The 14,345-nt window shown below is 41.3% G+C and carries 21 protein-coding genes; all 21 read right to left on the bottom strand.

Annotation, left to right across the window (positions count from 1 at the left end; all coding sequences use genetic code 11):
- The 21 genes from V6M43_RS17480 to V6M43_RS17385 all read right to left on the bottom strand — a co-directional run bounded on the left by V6M43_RS17480 (position 1) and on the right by V6M43_RS17385 (position 14,257).
- Positions 1 to 789 (bottom strand): PhzF family phenazine biosynthesis protein, encoded by a 789-nt coding sequence (locus V6M43_RS17480; RefSeq protein ID WP_332737534.1) that lies wholly within the window; start codon positions 787 to 789, stop codon positions 1 to 3.
- A gap of 182 nt (positions 790 to 971) precedes the next feature.
- Positions 972 to 1,568: a YdeI/OmpD-associated family protein gene (locus tag V6M43_RS17475; protein WP_332737532.1), complete on the bottom strand. Its 597-nt coding sequence runs from the start codon at positions 1,566 to 1,568 to the stop codon at positions 972 to 974.
- Positions 1,561 to 1,941, bottom strand: a complete 381-nt coding sequence (locus V6M43_RS17470) for a DoxX family protein (RefSeq protein WP_332737530.1) — start codon at positions 1,939 to 1,941, stop codon at positions 1,561 to 1,563. The genes V6M43_RS17475 and V6M43_RS17470 overlap by 8 nt, the downstream gene beginning before the upstream one ends.
- A 6-nt stretch (positions 1,942 to 1,947) precedes the next feature.
- Positions 1,948 to 2,412: an SRPBCC family protein gene (locus tag V6M43_RS17465; protein WP_332737528.1), complete on the bottom strand. Its 465-nt coding sequence runs from the start codon at positions 2,410 to 2,412 to the stop codon at positions 1,948 to 1,950.
- 6 nt (positions 2,413 to 2,418) lie between these two features.
- Positions 2,419 to 2,742, bottom strand: a complete 324-nt coding sequence (locus tag V6M43_RS17460) for an ArsR/SmtB family transcription factor (protein ID WP_332737526.1) — start codon at positions 2,740 to 2,742, stop codon at positions 2,419 to 2,421.
- 101 nt (positions 2,743 to 2,843) lie between these two features.
- Positions 2,844 to 3,221 carry a nuclear transport factor 2 family protein gene (locus tag V6M43_RS17455; RefSeq protein ID WP_332737524.1) on the bottom strand — a complete coding sequence of 126 codons (378 nt, stop codon included), beginning with the start codon at positions 3,219 to 3,221 and terminating at the stop codon, positions 2,844 to 2,846.
- An 11-nt stretch (positions 3,222 to 3,232) separates the two neighbouring features.
- Entirely contained in the window at positions 3,233 to 4,495 is a 1,263-nt protein-coding gene (locus V6M43_RS17450) for an alpha/beta hydrolase-fold protein (protein ID WP_332737522.1), read from the bottom strand.
- 92 nt (positions 4,496 to 4,587) lie between these two features.
- The gene (locus tag V6M43_RS17445; RefSeq protein WP_332737520.1) at positions 4,588 to 5,097 is read right to left on the bottom strand and encodes a GNAT family N-acetyltransferase; all 510 of its coding nucleotides are present in this window, start codon (positions 5,095 to 5,097) and stop codon (positions 4,588 to 4,590) included.
- Between the two features lie 4 nt (positions 5,098 to 5,101).
- Positions 5,102 to 5,572, bottom strand: a complete 471-nt coding sequence (locus V6M43_RS17440) for a hypothetical protein (protein ID WP_332737518.1) — start codon at positions 5,570 to 5,572, stop codon at positions 5,102 to 5,104.
- A 53-nt stretch (positions 5,573 to 5,625) separates the two neighbouring features.
- On the bottom strand, positions 5,626 to 6,018 hold the full coding sequence (locus V6M43_RS17435) for a nuclear transport factor 2 family protein (RefSeq protein ID WP_332737516.1): 393 nt from the start codon (positions 6,016 to 6,018) through the stop codon (positions 5,626 to 5,628).
- A gap of 180 nt (positions 6,019 to 6,198) precedes the next feature.
- Positions 6,199 to 6,945: an AraC family transcriptional regulator gene (locus V6M43_RS17430; protein ID WP_332737514.1), complete on the bottom strand. Its 747-nt coding sequence runs from the start codon at positions 6,943 to 6,945 to the stop codon at positions 6,199 to 6,201.
- 102 nt (positions 6,946 to 7,047) lie between these two features.
- Positions 7,048 to 8,052, bottom strand: coding sequence for an SDR family NAD(P)-dependent oxidoreductase (locus V6M43_RS17425; protein ID WP_332737512.1), 1,005 nt, complete (start codon positions 8,050 to 8,052; stop codon positions 7,048 to 7,050).
- 640 nt (positions 8,053 to 8,692) lie between these two features.
- Positions 8,693 to 9,676: an MBL fold metallo-hydrolase gene (locus tag V6M43_RS17420; RefSeq protein WP_332737510.1), complete on the bottom strand. Its 984-nt coding sequence runs from the start codon at positions 9,674 to 9,676 to the stop codon at positions 8,693 to 8,695.
- Positions 9,677 to 9,686: 10 nt separating this feature from the next.
- A complete protein-coding gene (locus V6M43_RS17415; protein ID WP_332737508.1) occupies positions 9,687 to 10,139 on the bottom strand; it encodes a nuclear transport factor 2 family protein in 453 nt (150 codons plus the stop codon).
- On the bottom strand, positions 10,132 to 10,308 hold the full coding sequence (locus V6M43_RS18315; protein WP_442902326.1) for a YdeI/OmpD-associated family protein: 177 nt from the start codon (positions 10,306 to 10,308) through the stop codon (positions 10,132 to 10,134). Before V6M43_RS18315 ends, V6M43_RS17415 begins: the two co-directional genes overlap by 8 nt.
- Positions 10,309 to 10,325: 17 nt before the next feature.
- On the bottom strand, positions 10,326 to 11,234 hold the full coding sequence (locus V6M43_RS17410; protein WP_332737506.1) for an alpha/beta fold hydrolase: 909 nt from the start codon (positions 11,232 to 11,234) through the stop codon (positions 10,326 to 10,328).
- 5 nt (positions 11,235 to 11,239) lie between these two features.
- Positions 11,240 to 12,034 (bottom strand): alpha/beta fold hydrolase, encoded by a 795-nt coding sequence (locus V6M43_RS17405; RefSeq protein ID WP_332737504.1) that lies wholly within the window; start codon positions 12,032 to 12,034, stop codon positions 11,240 to 11,242.
- 30 nt (positions 12,035 to 12,064) lie between these two features.
- The gene (locus tag V6M43_RS17400; RefSeq protein WP_332737502.1) at positions 12,065 to 12,571 is read right to left on the bottom strand and encodes a DinB family protein; all 507 of its coding nucleotides are present in this window, start codon (positions 12,569 to 12,571) and stop codon (positions 12,065 to 12,067) included.
- Positions 12,572 to 12,588: 17 nt separating this feature from the next.
- A complete protein-coding gene (locus V6M43_RS17395) occupies positions 12,589 to 13,014 on the bottom strand; it encodes a heavy metal-binding domain-containing protein (RefSeq protein WP_332737500.1) in 426 nt (141 codons plus the stop codon).
- Between the two features lie 57 nt (positions 13,015 to 13,071).
- Positions 13,072 to 13,647, bottom strand: coding sequence for an L-2-amino-thiazoline-4-carboxylic acid hydrolase (locus V6M43_RS17390; protein ID WP_332737498.1), 576 nt, complete (start codon positions 13,645 to 13,647; stop codon positions 13,072 to 13,074).
- An 85-nt stretch (positions 13,648 to 13,732) separates the two neighbouring features.
- Positions 13,733 to 14,257: a class I SAM-dependent methyltransferase gene (locus V6M43_RS17385; protein WP_332737496.1), complete on the bottom strand. Its 525-nt coding sequence runs from the start codon at positions 14,255 to 14,257 to the stop codon at positions 13,733 to 13,735.
- Between the last annotated feature and the right edge of the window lie 88 nt (positions 14,258 to 14,345).

The following is a 14,345-nucleotide window of genomic DNA, read 5'->3' as shown; positions in this document are numbered from 1 at the left end:
CTAATCTAAATAGATCTCTCCCTTCATGTATAATTTCCCATGACCACTGATCTCTACCCTGTCTTGCAGATACTTACAATGCAAGAACCCTTTTCGCGCAGATAACTGAATGGCGGAGAACTCATTCTTACCAAGTTGATCTGCCCAGTAGGGAACCAGGGTGGTATGTGCTGAACCGGTTGCCGGATCTTCGTCTATTCCTGACTGTGGACCAAAGAACCTGGATACAAAATCAACCTCCTGCCCTTTCGCCGTAACAATAACACCACGGGCCGGGAGTTTTGAGATCTTGTCAAGTTCCGGAATTAAATTCTTTATATCATCCTCACACTCAAAAACAAGCATATAGTCTGTCTTACCTTTAAAGGCAGCGATTGGTTTGGTATTAAAGCAATCAGCTAACTGTGCTGTTAGTTCTACTGCTTCCAATTTATCGGCAGGAAAGTTCAGGGTCAACAGGTCTCCATTCCTGGTTACTGTCAGTTCACCACTCCTATGCGAATAAAACCGAATGGTATTCTCCGAAAAGTTTTCATGGTTGAATAATACATAGGCCGATGCTAATGTTGCATGGCCGCATAGATCAACTTCAACTGTTGGAGTAAACCAGCGGATCTGGTACTGGTCGCCATCTTTTACATAATAGGCTGTCTCGGCAAGGTTGTTTTCCATCGCGATCTGTTGAAGAAGTTCGTCACTCAACCAATGATCAAGGGGACAAACGGCTGCCGGGTTTCCGGTAAATACCTTCTCTGCGAAGGCATCTATTTGATATATTTTCTGTGTCATGATCTTTCTTGCCGACTATTCTGTTCCAATTAAGATGGTGGGAGCGCCACCGATCTGTATATGGCTTTAATCTAAGCTAGTATAATTCGTTCTTTTTTTATGGAATGAAATACGAGCGGTAAAGTCCGGCTTATTTTCGGTAAGCCCTAGCGAATCTAGATAAGTCGATATGCAAGTGATGCCTAGTCGTCCACCCCTTTTCCGGCAAGTATTTTAGGAAGGTATTTTTCAATCCTGCTCTCCCTTGTCTTAGCCTGCCGGGCGGCTGAAAAGTACAGTAGATAGCCTCTTTTGCGCCCGGGTGTTAACCCATCAAATGCTGCTCTTAGCATTTTATCCTTTTTAAGTAGCTGTTCAAATTCTTCCGGCATAGGAAAATCTTCGGTACGCCTGAACTCCACCTTCACACCGGATTCTTCTATTTTGATCGCTTCTTTTATATAGGCTTTAAGGACGGCCGAACTCTTTTGTATTTCCGCTAGGTTTTTAAATCTTATCTGCCTTCGGTCCTGCACGTTTTCTGTTTGCTGAATGAGGATTCCCTTTTCATCTTTCATCAGAACGCCTTTAAAGAAAAGCAGTGCACAATACTCCTTGAAGCCATGAATTAAAACAATATTGCTACCCTTATGCGTATAGCAGGGATGCATCCATTTGAAATCTTCCTCCAGTTTACAATCGAGGATTATCTCGCGCAACAGGGTCATTTCCTCCTTCCATTTTTTGGCTTTGCTTAAGAATGTATCAACTTTCGGATTGATGTTAATTGGTTTAAACACTTAGTGCGAATTTTTTATCGGCAGGCCTGAAATACCAGGATATGATTGTGAGGATTAGTAAAAGGAAAGGTCCAAAATATTCAACAGCCTTATCACCCGCTGCAAGATGGGTGAGTATAGCACCAGTCATCAAGAAGAAAAAACCTGCATAGGCCCACTCTTTTATCAAGGGTGATTTCGGAACCAGTATGGCCACTACTCCTATTAATTTCCATACGCCGATTATTGTTAGAAAATATGTCGGATATCCAAGGGCAGTCATTTTCTGTACTTCTTCCTCCATCTGGATTATCTGTACAATTCCTGTCGATACCATGCCCAGTGATAGCCAAAGGGTGGCAACCCAATAAATAATTTTATTTCGTTTACTCATAGCTGTTTAATTTGTTTTAAGGGCAATTTCCTGCAGTCGGTTATGCGCCATATTGATACCCTGCGCAAAGGGTAGTTTAAGCATATTGTCACGATCTGCAACCGATTTATATACAATATGCATGGTCAGTTTGCTCTGCTCTTCTCCTATAGGCTCGAAGGTTAAGAACTCGAGCTGCACAGGAAAGGGTGTGTTTTCCATTTCGAAAGTGCGGATGATCTTTTGGTTGGGTTCAAAGGCATGGATAGTACCATTAAAGAGGTGTTTACTGCCCCTGGGGTCAGTAGTTTCAAACTGGTATGATCCGTGATTGTGCGACTCAAGTTTTAGCACCTTTGTCCCCATCCACTGCTCAACAATTTCTGGTTCCACATATGCTTTGAACAGTAGTTCTAGCGGAAGGTCAAAGACCCTCGTCACAATAATTTCCTGCCTGTCATTCTCTGCATGAATTTTTGTTTTTTGTTCCATGATCAGCTATTTTTTGGGTTTATATGATTTCATCACCTTCTCCAGTTTATTGAACCTGTCATCCCATAGAGCACGGAAGGGCTCAAGAAAGTCCGAAACTTCTTTCATTTTATTTGGATTGAGGTGATAATATACTTCTCTGCCATTCAACTCCTGGCTAAGGAGTTCACATTCTGTCAGGATCTGCAAATGTTTGGAAACGGTGGGCCGGGCAGTGTCAAAGTTCGCTGCAATTGCTCCCGCACTCATCGATTGTGTGGCAACCAACAGGAGGATCGCCCTCCGTGTTGGGTCAGCAATGGCCTGGAATACATCCCTTCTCAGATTCATTATGTAGCTATTTGACTACAAATATATATGTAGTTATTTAACTACGCAATATTTTTCTGATTTTTTTGGGAATTCGGAGATCGTTGTGTTTTAATGACCTTTCAGCTTAAGTCAGTCAATTTAATGATCCTATTGCCGCGGAATTCGAAAACAGACCTTCCCTGCATTGTTAACTCCTGCCCTTTCTTTAGTCCGTTGGGAAAATCCATTCCAAGAACCGCATAATAGTTTATCTCGATTTCACTGGTATCCCCCGAATGCCTGGTGGATAAGATGGTCTGCTTTCGCTTTGTAAAATATGCCTTCGCTTGTTCAGCTTGTTCCCTGAATGCCTGCAAGCCTGCCAGCGACATATTCACATTACCATTCTGGATGTTTTCGAAAATCACATCATCATCAAAATCAGCTACCATTTTATCGGTATCAAACTGATTATAACCATCAATATAGTTTTGGATTATTTTTTCTCTATCATTCATAAAGTGAAAATCTATTTAGCCGGCATCTGCTTTATGAGCGCATCCAATTTCGTGCGCGTAACGGGGAATTCTTTTATCGCAAGGGCTTTCTTATAGTTCTCTATAGCCTTATCCTTCTCTCCTTTAGAGGCATAAAAATCGCCCATTGAATCGTATACATTTAAGCTGGTGGGATAATTTTTGATATTCATTTTAAAGAGGTATTCCGCCTCTTCCATTTTCTGACTTCCCATAGCCATATAACCCATTTGATTGATCATCAATTCCGGCACAGGGTAGTTAAAGCCAAAATGTTTTGACACCTCCTTATAATGATTCTCCACTTTTGTAATGGTGTTTCGGGAGAAGTTCATATTATCCTCCATGGTTAACCGCAGATCATAAAACTTAAAAATATGCTTTAAGGCATCATAGGTGCTGATCAGCGGAACGGAACCATGTGTTTCATCATGATAATACTTATAACTATAAGCCAACCCATTCGATTTACTTTGCTGGAAAATATTATTCAGCGCAAATATGGAGCGGATATGCTCCGAATCCATAGTGGTATCCAGTTTCACCTTCCCGGTATCCATACCGGCATTCATGGTATTGGCAATTCCCAGGAAAAGGGATTTGCCTTTATAATCGTTTTGCGACAGAATTGTGCCGGCAGACTTATTTAATTTTTGATTATCCCACCACATACTTGGATCGATCGCCACATAGGCATTGAACAGATCTTTATGTTTCAGTAGGGTGTTTATTACTGTCAGTCCCCCCAAAGAGTGGCCGATCATCACCTTATATGGAAGTGTAGGGTAAGCAGAATCGATATATGGCATCAGCTCTTCCTTCATAAACCTGGTGAACTGCTCGCCACCTCCCGAGGTTCTTACAAAATTGCTGTCCATATATGGACCTGACGCTACTGCGGTAGGCGTTAAATCCCTTGTTCTGTCAGTATTTGTTATTCCCACTACAATCATTTCCGGGCAGATGGTATTACCATTCACCGTACTTAATTGCTGTATCATTCCCACAACAGAATAGAAATGTCCATCACCGTCAAGCAGGTAAACCACTGGATACTTTGTAGGTGCAGTTACCCTGCCTCCCTGTTCACTGTTTGGTACATATACCCAAACCTGCCTCTTCTCTTTTAAGATCTTTGAATCAATATTGTCAATTGTACCAAGAATGATTTTATTGTCGGTACCGCCAGTACCGGTCTGTGCATTGCCGGTGTAAGAGATCAGGAAAATAAGAATGCCGTACAGGTATTTTTTCATAAACAATGATTATGAGTTTTAGCCGAAAAATAGCAGTACGGATTTGATGCAGCTATTGCTTTAAGATACGAATGAAAGTGGATATACTAGCATCAGTTGTCAGGGTCTGTTTCTATAAATTTATTCCTGTTAATTCCATAAATTTTGCAGTCGCTTTCGCCAAGCCTTCGATCTTCGATAAAAACAAATCCTATACGCTCATAAAATTTTATAGCACGAATATTTGATGCCAACGGATCAATCAGTACAGTGTTAACTTCCGGAACTGCGAAACACCTTTCCAAAGCAAGCTTCATCATTACTGCACCATATCCTTTGTTAAGATCATGCTCTTTCCCAATCCAGATGTCAATAGCCCTGTACCCTTCAGAAATTTCACCCCAATACTGACTTTCCTCCTGGGCTGGATTAATTATCTGCACAAATCCTAGGGGTCGACCATCTGACTCAGCAATCAATTGTTCACGCCATGCAGGAAATCTTCTAAGTTCATAGTCCCAATTCCAATCATCGTCCGGGTCACAATCAATTACATGCTGTTGCTTATCCCATTCTTCTAAAGTTACAAGATCATCAATTGTAGCGGTGCGTAAGTGGATCATACCATCAGTTATTACGCGGTCTGTAAATATCAGCTATCACCATTTTGATAGTTGTTTTTCCAATATTCTTTCCTGAATCTGAAAAGGGGCCACTAACTATACTAAAGCCGGTGGGAAAGTCGACCGTATCAGTTTTACCAACCTCTTTAATATACAATGCTGCTTTTCCGCCTTGCAGTACATACGCAGTATGGTCGGGGTGAGAATGTAAAGGAAAGATTTCGCCTGGCTTTATACTTACTTCATACATTTTAATACCCAGTGTATCTTTCAGTTTCTTTATAGCCTCACTCTGCATATTATAGCTATCCATTGCCGGATCATATGCTGGTATTGCGGGTTTATCTTCTGCCCTGGCCACCATTGTTGTATCGGCAGTTGCACCTTCAACCTTTGTTTCTGGCTGATTACAGCTTATGAAAACTAAAGAAGCAGCGATTACGGTAATGAAGCCGTTACATTTAATTTGTCGCATGATTTAAAATTTAAAACATGAATAATTAAATTCCAGTAACGTTTTCAGGGGGTTTATTTTAGCATTTGCCTGTTCTTTCTATAGGAATTCTTAATAGCTATTTTTCCATCCCGGAATGTAAATAAGTCGCACCCGGTTACCTCCACCTTTGTGCCATCTGCTTTAGTACCAGTAAAAAGCCATTCAGAGAAACCCCTGTTTCCGGAAATGAAATGTTTTGGTTTTCCCCAGTGCGCATCGGGGTAGGTTTTAAAGACCATTTCAAAAGCTTTTCTGACCTGCTCCTGACCTGAGAACTTCTCACCGTTTGCGTCAGGACCTGCGGATGCTTCAAACACACAATCATCTGTCATATGTGCCATCACTGCATTCAGATCATGTGCATTAAATGCATCTGCAAAGGATTGAAGAAAGTTCTCATCCACTTTTTTATCTGATTGTGCCATAAGCAGAATTGGAATGGAAAACAAGATTATTAAAAGGCTATACTTCATAATGTACATTATTCTATTTCTGAGGTAAGGATTTGTCAATTGTGAGTATTATAAGGTTTAATAATCAGGTTCCGTAAACTGACAATGCACAAGATCTGTTACACTGAAGCGTCCTCTTAAATTTACAAAACCTTATTGATTAATGGATGTCCGCTGTTCTAGGACTGTTGTGGGGGGATAACCAAACTGTTTTTTGAATGCAAAAGAAAAATGCGAGAGGTTCTCAAATCCCACTTCAAAACAAACATCAACCGGCCTGGCTGCTTTTTCAAATAAATGATAATGTGCCAGTTCCAGTCGCTTTTTAGTGAGCCACCGCTGCGGAGTCGTATTGAAAGCCTTCCTGAAATCTCTTTTGAAAGTGGTGATGCTTCTGCCGGTCAAATAACTAAACTTCTCCATCGGCATATTGAACATAAAATTCTTCTCCATATAACTCACTAAATCGAGTTTACCCGGTTCTTCGAAATTTGCCAACACATTGTCAATAGCGGGGTCAATGGCACGGAGTATACTGATCGCCTCTGTAATTTTCAAAAACGCAATGTTCTCGGGAATATCTTTCATCTCAAAATAAGGTATCAGCGATGCCAGGCAGCTTTGCAGTAAGGGGTGGCTGGTGAAGCGTAGTATTTTTTGTGCACCAGAACCGCCCAGCCTTGGATTCAGATCGGCATAAAATTCCCGCAGCCTTTCCGTCGTAAGGTGCATCACAACTGTTTTGTGTGGCAGTCCATTCCTGGGATAATTGATGATGGTGGCCAGTTGGTTCCTTGGTATTAAAAATATATCCCCCGACTTGAAGAGATATGTTCCATCGGCCTGTACAATTTTTGTTTCACCCGAAATAAACCAGATAAGCATATGATGCTCGAACATGATATCCGATTTAAAAAACTTATCCTCATAACAGGATAGCTTTATGTGAGGGGTGATATATTTTGCTGAGTAGTCCATCTGGTACTTATAAAGGTAAATACTTTAATCAACCACAAATTTCATGCGGCTGAGTTCTTCGCTCAATGTCCACAATCGCTTTGCATGCGTTTTATCCAACGAATAACCTAGCACCCCGCCTGCATTTGCCGCAGCGGAATTCTCTGCCACCAATTCTGCAATATCTGCATCTTCACAATACACCCCTCCCATCTCATCCAGCAAATTACTTGTAGCACACCATACTGTAGTAGCAGCGCCCTGGGGGATGGTTTTAAGCGATGCTGCCACTTCAGGTTTGATCTTACCATCCTCACCATAAAAGCCCAATTGCTGAAAGAGTTCTACAGGTGCTTCCCTTGCTAATTCTGTTCCACCAATCGAGCCGGGGTGAACCGAATAAGCCCTTACATTGAATGCTTTCCCCCTTACGTCTAACTCAAGGGAAAATAAATTGCTGGCAGTTTTGGACTGACCATAACCCTGCAGGGTCTCATATTCGCGATGCAGAAAATTAGGGTCTTCAAAATTAAATGGCGCAAACTGGTGGCCATGAGAGGATACGTTTACCACTCTTGCACCGCCTGACTTCTTCAACGCCGGCCATAATAATGCTGTGAGCTGAAACTGTGCCAGGTAATTGGTCGAAAGTTGCGATTCGATACCCCGGCTATCTCTGCGTAAGGGCACCCACATGATACCTGCATTGTTGATGAGCAGGTGTAGTGGTCTCCCTGAGGATAGAAACTTATCTGCGAAAGCGCTTATTGATCTGGGATCCATCAGGTCCATAGTTTCTAACTCAAGTTTTGGGAGGCCACTAAGATTTTTTCTTCCTTTTTCAATATCCCGGGCCGGGACAATTACCGTTGCGCCGGCTGCTGAAAGTACCCTGACCGTTTCGAGGCCTATGCCTGCATTACCGCCTGTGACGATAGCTACCTTTCCACTTAGGTCGATCCCTTCTATTACCTCGCCGGCGGTTGAATACGCATTGAATCCGGATCCCACAGGCTTTTGTAACCTGCCTCCATAATTGTTTTGTTTCATGATTATTCTTTTGATGAAACAAAACTAGAATGAAATGAAAGGGATCACTTTGTTGAAAGGTCCTGATTTGCTTTGTTGAAAAGGTCAGTTCCTTTGATCAGTGTCAGTGTTCCGCAAATAGTGAAATTTCTTACAAATTGAAAGTGCCAAGAATACATAACTTAAAAAGATGGTGTACTGAATAATTACAAATGGTAAGTACTAAGAGTATTAAAAGTTAATAATTAGTTTAATGATTTTTTTACAAATCGCAAGTACTTAGAATGCTAGTTCTTAAATGGTGGTGTACTGATTTCTTACAACTCGCAAGTACATAGAATGCTAATTCCAAAATGGTAGTGTTCTAATTTCTTACATATCGACACTAGCATTTGCTTATGTATTATACTCTTGATTTGTAAATCTTTTCCCCTACAAAACAACTCATTTTATCAACTGCCCATTCGCACAACTTTCCATTTGTAATATTTCTCTGCACCGTAGAATTCATCATCTCCTTCCGGTTACTTTCAATTTGTAAGATCTCTCTACACCTTAAAATTCATCATCTCCTTCCTATACTTTCTATTTGTAAACATCTCTGAACTCAAGAATTCATCACCTGACTTCCGCTACATGCTATTTGTAAGACCGCAAAAAACTAAAAAGCTATCTTCTCACCCAGGCCAGCATAAATGAAATTCTCTTTATACTGATCGCGCAATATTTTAAATGCGAGATGTCCTGTACAATGGCCCGGCGCTACCCTCGCCACTTTGAGATCATTCTTTATCATATTGGATATCCTTTTGGTCTCTGTTCTGTCAAAAGGCAAAAGGTGAAATCCGCCAATGAGCAGGTCAATTCTTTTACTCGTTTTGGCAATCGTCTCTTTGATTATATTTTCAACACCACTGTGTGAACACCCTACAAATAAAACTTCACCTTTATCAGTGGACAACGATAGTGATAACTCGGGCAGGTTATTCAGTTTTATCTCATCGTTTGTATCATTAAAATTGCCCGGCGTAAAGCTTTTGGGATATTTGGAAAAGTATCCCATATACTTTGCACGTGTGGGCACTAATGTTAGTCCCGGCATTATTTCTTTATACTCCTTAACATATTCAATATTGGCATGCAGGAAACGTCCACCTGATTGGTCTATTCTAAAGACAGCTGATTTGCCATCGAAATAGCGAAGTTCTTCCGGAAGGGAGTCTTTAACTAATGAATCCTGTCCCATTGCATTGAACATACCCGGAGCACCCCAAAACGTGTCATCGGGAAAATAGATCTTAACTTTTGGGTTTATAGAAAGCAGGTAATCAATTCCATTCAAATGATCATAGTGTGCATGCGAGACCACAACGAAATCAATATTTTTCAAGTCAACACCAAGTCGAAGAACATTCTTTTTAAACAGATCAGCATTGCTACCAGCATCAAATAAAATCCGTTTACCATTATATTCAATAAGTGAAGAAAAGCCCCAGCCTTTCGTTAAGGATGTATCCTTACCAAATGCATCAAATAAAATCAACGCATTGTTTGCAACAGATGTTTTTGATTGCAAAAGTTTTTCCTGGCTGAACAAGGTCAAACAATAAGACACCATCAAAACGAGCAATGGCAACTTTTTCATGTTGTTGTTTTTATTGCTGTTCCTTCATAACGGTTGAATGTAATAAGGAGATCCTCCAATCATTTCCTTCCTTTTTAAGAACCACCGATTCAAGCCATTTAACTTTCCGGTTATTGCCGTTCATTTGGATTGAGGCTTCATTAAAGTAGGTAACCCAACCAATATCACCTACTATTTTCGTTTCTATAAAATCCAGTCTATTAACCCTGTTGTAGGATGTTGCCCTATTTTTGACAGTAGTGAGTCGAAGGGCCAATGTATCAAAATTCCAAACCTCACCATTTTCCAAAAGCATAATGTCGGATGTACAATATGTCCTGGTTTTCTCAACATCCAACACTGAGATTGCATCAAACAAATTGATTACTACGGCCTGCAATACTGATTCTTTTGTATTTGATTGTGCATTTGATTTTATCGTCAAACTAAATAGTAGTATAAAGGCGAGGGTATATCTAATCATAAAATTTTTCTCCTTTTGCCAGTTTGTTAATGGTGCGTGCTATTCTTTCAACTTTAGTATCTTCTGTTTTGGCCGAATAAATCGAGTCTATAAATGCTTTCTGCTCTCCTTTGGTGCATGCCAGGAAAACTTCTAATGCCTTTGGTTCGTCTTCTAAACAGAGTTTCAGTAATGCATCAACCTAATTTAGCGATTATTTGCGTGGTGCTTTGAAAGAAATGCCAGAACGGCTTCATTGAATGCAATTGGATTCTGTCGCGGTGAGCCATGTCCGGCCAGTGGAATGATCGCCCTTTCTGCATTAGGGATTGTACGAATAATTTCATCGCTCACTAAAATATCCAGTTCCTTGGTATGCTCACCTCTTACAATAAGAACAGGCATGCGGAGCTGGGCAACTTTGTTTCTTGCCAGGTTGGGAAAAGGATCTGATGAATTCGTGACAGCTTTGAAGAAGATGGAATTCTGCATTACTATTTTTCGACGTTCTGGTGGAAGTGAATCAAATGCTCCAACTCCATCGAACCTGTTTATAAGTATGCGCATCGCGCCTTCATTGTTACCTGCTGCAAAAGCTTTCCCGGCAGGCCTGTGAATAGTTGTCATGAATTCATTATACAACTCTGCCCCACGCTCTGTTCTGGTTGCCCATTGCAGTACAGGCGGTTCAGCTAACACCATGGTTTTCACAAGCTCCGGGTGATCCATCGCAAAAGCCAATGCAGTGAAGGCTCCATATGAAGTCCCGACCAGGTGAACGGCCCCAAGCTTCATCGCTGCAATGAAACCAGCCAGATCTTTTGCGTCTGTAAGAGCAGAGTAATGGCCTGATACCTGCGAATTTTGATTTGGATAATGGTAGCGCCGGCTATAAGATATCACACGATACCTGGAGGCAAATGCCTCCATCTGTCTTGGCCATGCCCTGTAATCGCCCTGGCCGCCATGAAGAAGAATCAGGGGCTCCCCTTTTCCCTGCTCCACATAATGAAGCTCAATATCACCAACCATTATCTTGTCAACCCCATCTGCTACCTGAGCAAAAAGGGATAGCGTGCGGAGCAGGAAAAATGCTGTAATGAATGTTTTTATCATAGCTATCAGATCATGTTGACAAATTCATCCACTTCATTAGCAAACCGCTCAGGCTCTTCCCAATGCACACTATGGCCAATACCGCTATATACAGATAACCGTGAACCGGTAATTAAACGAAGAAATTGATCCTGGTTTTCTCTTCCGGTTAAATTATCATGGTCTCCCCAAACCAATAGCACTGGCACCTTAATTGAATTTAATTCACGGGTATAATCCACTTTAACTAATTGGGATAATATTGCCTTCAAAACGTTTGCAGGAATTTTAAGACTCTCGTCAACAAGGGTTTTAAGATAGGATGCACCGAGGGGATGAACTACTGTGCTGATTTGAAACTCCTCCATAAAATCGCGGTCCACCGGATCACTTAATGCATTAACTTCCTCCAGCAATTCAGTCATATTTTCGTTGCCAATAAAGGTTGAAAAGCCACCTATCAAAATCAGTCCCTTTGTTTTTTCAGGATGATCCAACGCGAAACGCAGGGCAATGCTGGCGCCCATTGAATGCCCTACAATAACAGCAGCATCAATATTCAGGTGGTCCATGAACAATGCCAGGTCGGCGGCAAAATCTTTTGGATCATAGCCGTGCCCTGGCCTGTCAGTATTGCCATGCCCTCTTTGTGAAGGGGCATATGCATGGATGTTTGCAGGCAGGTAAGGTAATAGCGTTGCATAGGATTGCCAGGAGTCAGGATAACCATGCAAAAAAATGACCTGCCTGCCGGAGGGATCTCCCTGCTCCACATATTCCATCTTAAGACTGTTAGGAAGCTCTACAGTTTTAATATTCATATGAAACTATTTAGCGTTGCCTCAAAGCATTCACAGGCTGCTAGTTTCCATATCTAATGTGGGTGCAGATCTTTGTGTGATCATTTTCCTGATCAATGAAATCTGTCCTAAATGATAATAGCTATGCTCAATTACGGCTTCAATATTTCGCAGGTAAGTTCCATATTTTTCATTAACAAAGGGCTGGTCTAACTGTGAATCTTCCATCCTTTCAACCTGGCTACAGAACAGATCTGCGTTTGACAAAAATTCATTCACTAATTTCTGCCAATCTTCTGATGATTGTAGCGGCGGAAGATCATAACTATACTTATCACTGATCTCAAGTTTTCCACCATTGAACACTTTTATGAGTCCGGCTATATAGTAGTTAACATGAAATGTGATCGCTGCAATTGTATTCAGGCTATCAATATTCTGTACTGCCTGTTCCCAGTTTATTCTTTCTAAGTGCTCTTTGAAATTGGTGTTAGCAATCCAATGCCCATTGAGCAGTACTTCCCTAAGCCTGTTTGCTAAACTGATACTCCTTGCCATTCCCTCCCTTCCGGTAATTAATGATTATGTCCTGAATGATCGTCTTTCTTTTTCATATCCATTCCGCACTTGGCACACTTGCCGGGCTTATCACTGGCCTCATCGGGATGCATCGGACAGCTATATTCTTTCTTGTCTTTCTTCATCTTTACCAGGTCCATATTGCATTTGGAGCATTTGCCGGGCTTATCACTTACTTCTTCGGGGTGCATGGGACAGCTATAATGCTTTTTCTCTTTCTTCGCCTTTACCATGTCCATATTGCATTTCGAACATTTGCCTGGCTTATCGCTAACCTCATCGGCATGCATTGGACAACTATAACTTGCCTTCTCCTTTTTTTCCTTCTCCATCTTTTGAGGTTTAGGCGTTGGATCCTGGGCAAATAAAGAAACAGACAGGATGGTGAAAGCTGCCATCAACAGAATTTTTATGGTTCGCATAATTGAATCGTTTTAAAATTTTAAGGAATTAGTGTTTTCCTTATTGTAGATACAAATTTAACCTATTTCCACAGGAGGTGATTCCTTTTTAAACCGGAAATCGCAGCAATTGGCTCCCCTGGCAATGGTACCGCTCCTGATCAATTGAAGTCCGGCCAACCCAGAGGTGATCTCATCCACTTCACATAATAGAGTTACATATTCTTCCATCTGGTGTTTTGCAAAAAGCTTGCAGATGCCACATTCTAAAATATCAAACCCATAGCCCAGTCCGAAAGTCTGCTCCTTGTCGGTAATGATATTAGCAACAAAACCATCAGGATGAGGATTTGTACTCATTCGTTTATTCAACCTGGCAATTATCTTATTCGCTATCCAGGTATTGGTCAGCTTTGCCGGCAACTTTTTCAGATAACCCTGCAGCTTATTTTTTGGCCGCACATATTCAGTTACTATTTCGAGACATGATTTCCTGATCTGGCTAAAATCTATTCCTCTTTCTGAAAGAGTTTTTATCAGGGCTAAAAAATAAGCACTGAAATCAAGTCGCCTGTCAATGGGGTTAGGCGATCTGACAGCAAAGCTTATATCCTTAAAAATGATGTTGTAATGATCATCCGTTTCGGCAATCATTTTAGAGGCTTCCCGGGGGTAATGAGCCTCTAAGATTCGTGTAAAATATTTTCGATAAGGCTGCATGGCGGGGAGACCATACAATTTAGCTATTCTTCTTCTTAAAACTGCAGAAAGTAAAATGCTGCACCACCCCCGCGGGAGTTATATGGTCATCCTGTATGCATTTTATCTTTTCAAAACCCTGCTCAAATTCTCTTGTAAGGGCTTCGGAAGAATATTGTTTTACAACCAGTCCGCTGCATTTCTCCGGACCGTTATCTGAAAAGGTTCCAATGATAAGATAACCGGCAACTGAAGATCGGGCAGTTCCGGTATAGATAAGCCTGTCTGTTTCCGAGGTAAGAAAATGGAAAGTAGCTCTGTCGTGCCAGCAATCATATTTCCCCACAGGTTTAAAATCGAGGATATCAGAAACGATCCAGTTTACCGTCGCTGCTTTTTCTCCCAATCGCTTCTTTGCATGTTCAGTGGCGGTTTCTGAGATATCCAGCACCGTTATGTCCTTGTATCCTTCCTCCAGCAAAAAATCAACCAGTTTACTATCGCCGCCGCCTATATCAATTATCCTTGCATTTTTCGGCAGGCTAAAAGAGTGTATGAATTCCATTGATGTTTTTGGAACGGGTTGTGCCCAGCTGGTTTTTCCGGGCTCGTTTTTTTGGTATACCGCTTCCCAGTGGTTTTTGCTAAATGGC

It is taken from the genome of Flavihumibacter sp. (assembly GCF_036676075.1).
GTDB lineage: Bacteria > Bacteroidota > Bacteroidia > Chitinophagales > Chitinophagaceae > Flavihumibacter.
The sequence above is the reverse complement of the archived record's forward strand: the minus strand, read 5'-3'. Positions and strand labels throughout refer to the sequence as shown.